Source organism: Streptomyces sp. NPDC059456 (genome assembly GCF_042750055.1).
Lineage (GTDB): Bacteria > Actinomycetota > Actinomycetes > Streptomycetales > Streptomycetaceae > Streptomyces.
Map to the genome: position 1 here is coordinate 1 of NZ_JBHYVA010000462.1, position 6900 is coordinate 6900.

The following is a 6900-nucleotide window of genomic DNA, read 5'->3' on the forward strand; positions in this document are numbered from 1 at the left end:
CGCCGAGCCCGCGGCCGCCGCGGAGCCCGTCGTGGCCCCCGGGGCGCCCGTGAGCGCCGAAGCCCCCGCCGCCCCGCAGCCGGAGCCGGTCCCCGAGCCCGCCCCGGAGCCGGTCGCGGTACCGGCCGCGGAGCCGGAGCCGGTCGCCGTGGTGGAGCCCGAGCCCGTCGCACCCGTCACCCCCGTCGCCCCGGAGCCGGTCGTGGCCGAGGCCGCGCCCGTCGAGGCCCCGGCGGCGGAAGCGCCCGTGGCCGCCCCCGCCCCCGAGCCCGAGCCCGTCGCGGAGACCGCCGGGGCGCAGCCGGAGGCCGCGCCCGCGGACGCGGCGGTCCAGGCCCCCGGGACCCCCGAGGTCATCGAGGCGCCCGTCGTGGCGGAGCCCGTCGCCGAGGCCGTGGAGCAGGCCGCCCCCGAGGCTCCCGCAGTCCCCGAGGCTCCCGTGGCCCCCGTCGCACCGGTACCGGTACCGGTACCGCAAGCCGCCGCGGAACCCGTCGCCGACGCCGTGACCGTCCAGCCCGAGGCCGCCGCCGAGACCGCTCCCGAGCCCGTGGCCGCGCCCCTGCCGGAGGCCGAGCCCGAGGCCGCACCGGTCGCCGCTGCGGCGGCCGAGCCGGTCGCCGACCAGGTGGCCGACGGGGCCGACGAGGTGGCCGGGCAGGCGCCCGAGGCCGCCGCCGGGACCGCTCCCGAGCCCGGGGCCGCCCCCGAGCCGGCCGTGGAGCCCTCGGCGGGCGAGGCGGCCCCCGCGTACGCCGATGCCGAGCGCGAGGCCGTCCTGCGCGTCATGCGCGAGCGCCGCGACATCCGCAACGGCTTCCGTACCGACCCCATCCCGCACGAGGTGCTGCTGCGCGTCCTGGAGGCCGCGCACCACGCGCCCAGCGTGGGCCACTCGCAGCCCTGGGACTTCGTCGTCATCCGCTCGGCCGAGACCCGCCGGACGATGCACGAGCTCGCCCAGCGCCAGCGCGAGGCCTACGCGAAGTCCCTGCCCAAGGGGCGCGCGAAGCAGTTCAAGGAACTCAAGATCGAGGCCATCCTCGACACCCCGGTGAACATCGTGGTCACCGCCGACCCCACCCGTGGCGGCCGGCACACCCTCGGCCGGCACACCCAGCCGCAGATGGCCCCGTACTCCTCGGCCCTCGCCGTCGAGAACCTCGGGCTCGCCGCCCGCGCCGCGGGCCGCGGCGTGGGCTGGGTCAGCTTCTTCGACGAGCGCGAGATGGTCCGCGAGCTCGGCCTGCCGGAACACCTCGAAGTCGTCGCCTACCTGTGCGTCGGCTACGTCGACGAGTTCCCGGAGGAGCCCGAGCTGGCCCAGGCCGGCTGGTCGAAGCGCCGGCCGCTGGCGTGGGTCGTGCACGAGGAGACGTACGGGCGCCGCGCGCTGCCCGGCGAGGAGCCGCACGACCTGCTCTCGGAGACGGTCGCCAGCATCCGCCCGCTCGACGCGAAGGCGCTGGGCGAGGCGTGGGAGCGGCAGAAGCGCATGACCAAGCCCGCCGGGGCGCTGGGCATGCTCGAAATCATCTCCGCACAGCTGTCCGGCCTCTCCCGGGTCTGCCCGCCGCCGATCCCGGAGCCGGCCGCGGTCGCGATCTTCGCCGGCGACCACGGAGTGCACGCCCAGGGCGTCACCCCGTGGCCCCAGGAGGTCACCACGCAGATGGTCGCCAACTTCCTGGGCGGTGGCGCGGTCTGCAACGCGTTCGCCAACCAGGTGGGCGCCGAGGTCTGCGTCATCGACGTCGGCGTCGCGGGCGAGCTCCCGGCCACTCCGGGCCTGCTCCCGCGCAAGGTCCGTCCCGGCACGGCCGACCTCTCCACCGGTCCGGCGATGACCCGCGAAGAGGCCGTCGCCGCCATCGAGGTGGGCATCGAGACCGCCCGCGACCTGGTCGCCGCGGGCAACAAGGCGCTCCTCACCGGCGAGATGGGCATCGCCAACACGACCGTCTCCGCCGCCCTCATCTCGGTCTTCACCGGGGTCGACCCGGCGGAGGTCACCGGCCGCGGCACCGGCATCAACGACGAGACGCACGCCCGCAAGGTCGAGGTCGTGCGCCGCGCCCTGGAGCTGCACCAGCCGGACCCGGCCGACCCGATCGGCGTCCTCGCGGCCATCGGAGGCCTGGAGCACGCGGCGATCGTCGGCCTCCTGCTGGGCGGGGCCTCGCTGCGCACGCCGGTCATCCTGGACGGCGTCAGCGCGGGCGCGGCGGCCCTGGTCGCCCGGGCCATCGCCCCCGAATCGCTGTCGGCGTGCATCGCGGGCCACCGCAGTGCGGAACCGGGCCACGTGGCGGCCCTGAACAAGCTGGGCCTGCGTCCGCTCGTGGACCTGGACCTCCGCCTGGGCGAGGGCACGGGCGCCCTGCTGGCCCTCCCGCTGGTCCAGAGCGCGGCGCGCGCGATGCACGAGGTCGCCACGTTCGACTCCGCCGGCGTCACGGAGAAGTGACCCGGAGGGGGACGGGGCGGCCGCCGCTCGGCGCCGCCCCCGCCCTCCCGACCGGGCCGTATCGTTGACCCGGACAGCGAAACCGCACGTCAGTAGCAGACAAGCCGCTCCAGCGCAGCAGCGGCAAGGACCCGCCGCACCAGGAGCCCACCCGCCATGGCACACCCGGCACACCCCGCCTACCCCGTAGGACTCCGCCTCGCCGGCCGCCGCGTCGTCGTCATCGGCGGCGGTCAGGTCGCCCAGCGCCGGCTGCCCGCGCTCGTCGCGGCCGGCGCCGACGTCCTGCTGATCTCCCCCTCCGCGACGCCCTCCGTGGACGCCATGGCCGAGACGGGCGAGATCCGCTGGGAGCGCCGCCGCTACCAGGACGGCGACCTGGACGGTGCCTGGTACGCGCTGATCGCCACCCGGGACCGGGCCGCCAACGACGCCGCCTCCGCCGAGGCCGAGACCCGCCGGGTCTGGTGCGTGCGCGCCGACGACGCCGACGCGGCCACCGCGTGGACGCCGGCCACCGGGCGCGTCGAGGGCGTGACCGTCGCCGTCCTCAGCGGCAACGACCCGCGCCGCAGCGCCGCCGTGCGCGACGCCGTCGTGGAGGGGCTGCGGGACGGCTCCCTGACGGCCGCCCGCCCGCACACCCCCGGGGTGGCCCTCGTCGGCGGAGGTCCCGGCGACCCCGACCTGATCACCGTCCGCGGGCGCCGTCTCCTCGCCGAGGCCGACGTGGTCATCGCCGACCGGCTCGGCCCGCGCGACCTGCTCGACGAACTCCCGCCGCACGTCGAGGTCATCGACGCCGCGAAGATCCCGTACGGCCGCTACATGGCCCAGGAGGCCATCAACAACGCCCTGATCGAGCACGCGCAGGCCGGCAAGGCCGTCGTCCGCCTCAAGGGCGGCGACCCGTACGTCTTCGGCCGCGGCATGGAGGAGCTCCACGCCCTCGCCGAGGCGGGCATCCCCTGCACCGTCGTCCCCGGCATCTCCAGCTCCATCTCGGTGCCGAGCGCCGCCGGCATCCCGGTCACCCACCGCGGTGTGGCGCACGAGTTCACCGTGGTCAGCGGCCACGTCGGCCCCGACGACCCGCGTTCCCTGGTGGACTGGGCCGCCCTCGCCCGGCTCACCGGCACCCTGGTGATCCTGATGGGCGTCGACAATATCGGCCTGATCGCCGAGGCCCTGGTCCGGCACGGCCGCTCCGCCGACACCCCGGTCGCGGTCGTCCAGGAGGGCACCACCGCCACCCAGCGCCGCGTGGACGCCACCCTCGCCACCGTCGGCGAGACCGTCCGGGCGGAGGAGATCCGTCCGCCCGCGGTCATCGTGATCGGCGAGGTCGTCAACGTCGGCACCCCCGCCGCCTGAAACACCCGTGCCCGGCACGGCCGTTGGCACCACACCCCGGACAAGGCAGTATCACCCTGTGGCTGATCTCATCACCGTCGAATACCCCGACGACCCGCGCCTGCGCGACTACACGGGCCTGACCGACGTCGAACTCCGGCGCCGGCGCGAGCCCGAGGAGGGCCTCTTCATCGCCGAGGGCGAGAAGGTCATCAGACGCGCCAAGGACGCCGGGTACGAGATGCGCTCGATGCTGCTCTCCGCGAAGTGGGTCGACGTCATGCGCGACGTCATCGACGAGCTCCCGGCCCCGGTCTACGCCGTCACCCCGGAGCTCGCCGAACGCGTCACCGGCTACCACGTGCACCGCGGCGCCCTCGCCTCGATGCAGCGCAAGCCGCTGCCGGCGGCCGGCGAACTGCTCGCGGCGGAGGGGACGGGCCACCGGATCGCCGTCTTCGAGGGCTTCGTCGACCACGCCAACCTGGGCGCCGCGTTCCGCAGCGCCGCCGCCCTCGGCATCAGCGCGATACTGCTCTCCCCGGACTGCGCGGACCCGCTCTACCGGCGTGCCATCAAGGTCTCGATGGGGTCCGTCTTCTCGGTCCCGTACGCACGCCTCGACCAGTGGCCCGCCGACCTGGAGAAGGTCCGCGAGGCGGGCTACCGGATCCTGGCGATGACGCCCAGCGAGAAGGCCACACCGCTGGACCAGGTCCCGCCGGAGCGCTTCGAACGCTCCGCGATCATGCTGGGTTCCGAGGGGCACGGCCTGTCCACGTACGCGCTGCGCGCCGCCGACGAGTGGGTGCGGATCCCGATGGCCGAGGGGATCGACTCCCTGAACGTGGCCGCGGCCTCGGCGGTGGCCTTCTACGCCACCCGCCCGCCCCGGACACCGCCCCCGGCCCTGCCGGAGCTCTAGAGCTTCTGGGCGGCCGCGATGCCCAGTGCGACGATCAGCGTCACCACGACGAACACGATCAGCCGCTGCCGCATCAGCCGGGGGTCCGGCCGGGAGGGCCGCCGTCCCGCTCCCGTCGTACGGGGGGCCTGGCGGCCGCCCGTACGTCCCGCCGTCGGCCGGGAGGACGGGCCGCCCGGGTTCCGCGAGGACGAAGGGCGGGAGTGCGGACCGCTGTGCGGGCCCTTGCCCGCCGCCCCGGCCTGGCCGCCGTGCCCGTGACCGCCGTGGCCCTGGTCCGGTGCGTGGGGCGTGGGCGTGCCGCCCGTACGGCGCTCCGTGCGCTGGTCCGCGTACGCCTCGGTCCGCTCCGCCGGCCGCCCGGCCGGCCGCTCGACCCGCGCCCGCTGCGCCGGCGGGCGGCCGTCGGACAGCCCCTGCGCCTCGCGGGCCGCGATCTCCTTCAGCCGCATCGACAGCTGGAGCGTGCTGGGCCGCTCCTCGGGGTCCTTGGCCAGGCAGGCCTGTACGAGGGGCGCCAGCGCGTCCGGGACCCCGACCAGATGCGGTTCCTCGTGCACCACCCGGTACAGCATGACCTCGGAACTGCCGTGCCCGAAGGGCGAGTCGGCGGTCGCCGCGTACGCCAGGGTGGCGCCCAGCGCGAAGACGTCGGTGGCCGGGGTGACCGCGGCCCCGCGCACCTGTTCGGGAGCGAGGAAGCCGGGGGAGCCGACGGCCGTGCCCACGTGGGTGAGGGTGCTCGCCCCGGTAGCCCAGGCGATCCCGAAGTCGATGATCCGCGGACCCTTGGGCGACAGAAGAATGTTCGAGGGCTTGAGATCGCGATGGACGACCCCGGCCTCGTGCACGGCGACCAGGCCCTCGGAGAGCGCGGCCCCGATCGCGGCGATCTGCGCGGCCGTGAGGGGGCCCTCCTCGGCCACCTTGTCGTGCAGGGAGGGGCCGGGCACGTACTGCGTGGCGAACCACGGGCGCTCCGCCTCCAGGTCCGCGGCCACCAGGCGCGCGGTGCACCCGCCGCGGATCCGCCGGGCGGCGGACACCTCGCGCGCGAAGCGCGAGCGGAACTCCTGGTCCTCGGCCAGATCCGGCCGGATGACCTTCAGGGCGACACGCTGACCACGCCGGTCCGATCCCAGGTAGACCACGCCCATGCCGCCGGCGCCGAGCCGTCGGTGCAGCCTGAATGAGCCGACGACACGCGGGTCCTCGCGCCGGAGCCGCATCATCGCCATGTCCACCCCGCTGACCGGTCGTCCTGTTGACGTGCCACAGCTTACGGACCATCCGCCACGAGCGCTCAGAGGCCGCGCCCTCGCCGGAAGATTCGATCGTCAGTGCGGCACAACCCACTTGAGGGTTCCTCACCCGCACGGACCCCTGTCCGCAAGGCACTTGCGGATTCGGCCAAACGGCCCTCGGGTCAAGGGGATTGGGGCGCCGGGCGGGTGGTGCGCCGGGCACGCGGAGGGCGGGGGCGCGTGCGCCGGGCGGGCGCTCGGGATGGATCTTGTACGTACCCCGTCGGCCGACACGCATGCGCGGGGGGTGACGGAAGTGAGCGAACTCACTACCCTCCGGTCATCCCCCTCCGGGAAGACCCCCAGGACGGGGCGGCGGTCTCCACCCAGGGGAGTACGTGCGGGGTGGTCCCGTCATCCTCCTGGAGGCCTGCCAAGCGGTACGAGGGCAGGACGCCAGGGGCCTTCCGCGCACCTAGTGTTGAAGACAAGCGGCGGGTGGCGCACTCGTCCCCCGAGGTCACGAGCCCGCCGCTGCCAATCGACAGGGAGAGGGCCATGGCGGACATCACGCGGCACGGACGCAAGGCATTCGCGTTCAACGGCCATGAGTCCGGCACCCGCCATCCACTGGTGGCCGCGGCCATGGTGCTCCCCCTGGCCGCCCTCCTGCTCTTCCTCTTCGGAGGATTCGACCAGGTGGCGGCACAGGCGTCGTCCGTGGGCGTGATGCTGGGGCGCTGAGCGGCGCCCCGGGTCCGGGAGAGCGGCCCGGGCCGGGACATCGGCCTGTCGAACCCCGTGGGGACGGGGGAGCGACGGACGGCAGGAGAAGGGTGGGGGGGCCGCCCCCCGGGGGGGGCGCCCGCGGGGCCCCCCCCGCGCGCGGCGGGGGGGGGGGGCGCCCCCCC

At 75.5% G+C, this 6900-nt stretch carries 5 protein-coding genes; 4 read left to right on the forward strand and 1 reads right to left on the reverse strand.

Features of this window, described 5'->3' with window-relative positions; translation table 11 throughout:
* The 3 genes from cobT to ACFXA3_RS30375 form a co-directional block, all read left to right on the forward strand.
* Positions 1-2467: nicotinate-nucleotide--dimethylbenzimidazole phosphoribosyltransferase (cobT, locus tag ACFXA3_RS30365; RefSeq protein WP_385191805.1), on the forward strand; the 2467-nt coding region annotated here is incomplete at its 5' end.
* Positions 2468-2623: 156 nt separating this feature from the next.
* Positions 2624-3841 carry a uroporphyrinogen-III C-methyltransferase gene (gene cobA, locus ACFXA3_RS30370; protein WP_385191806.1) on the forward strand — a complete coding sequence of 406 codons (1218 nt, stop codon included), beginning with the start codon at positions 2624-2626 and terminating at the stop codon, positions 3839-3841.
* A 58-nt stretch (positions 3842-3899) separates the two neighbouring features.
* Entirely contained in the window at positions 3900-4745 is an 846-nt protein-coding gene (locus tag ACFXA3_RS30375) for a TrmH family RNA methyltransferase (RefSeq protein WP_385191807.1), read from the forward strand.
* Here the strand turns inward: ACFXA3_RS30375 and ACFXA3_RS30380 are convergent.
* Positions 4742-5989, reverse strand: a complete 1248-nt coding sequence (locus ACFXA3_RS30380) for a serine/threonine-protein kinase (RefSeq protein WP_385191808.1) — start codon at positions 5987-5989, stop codon at positions 4742-4744. The two genes, ACFXA3_RS30375 and ACFXA3_RS30380, sit on opposite strands and share 4 nt — an antisense overlap.
* Before the next feature lie 558 nt (positions 5990-6547).
* Here ACFXA3_RS30380 and ACFXA3_RS30385 point away from each other — a divergent pair.
* Entirely contained in the window at positions 6548-6733 is a 186-nt protein-coding gene (locus tag ACFXA3_RS30385; protein ID WP_030157329.1) for a hypothetical protein, read from the forward strand.
* The last annotated feature ends 167 nt before the right edge of the window (positions 6734-6900 follow it).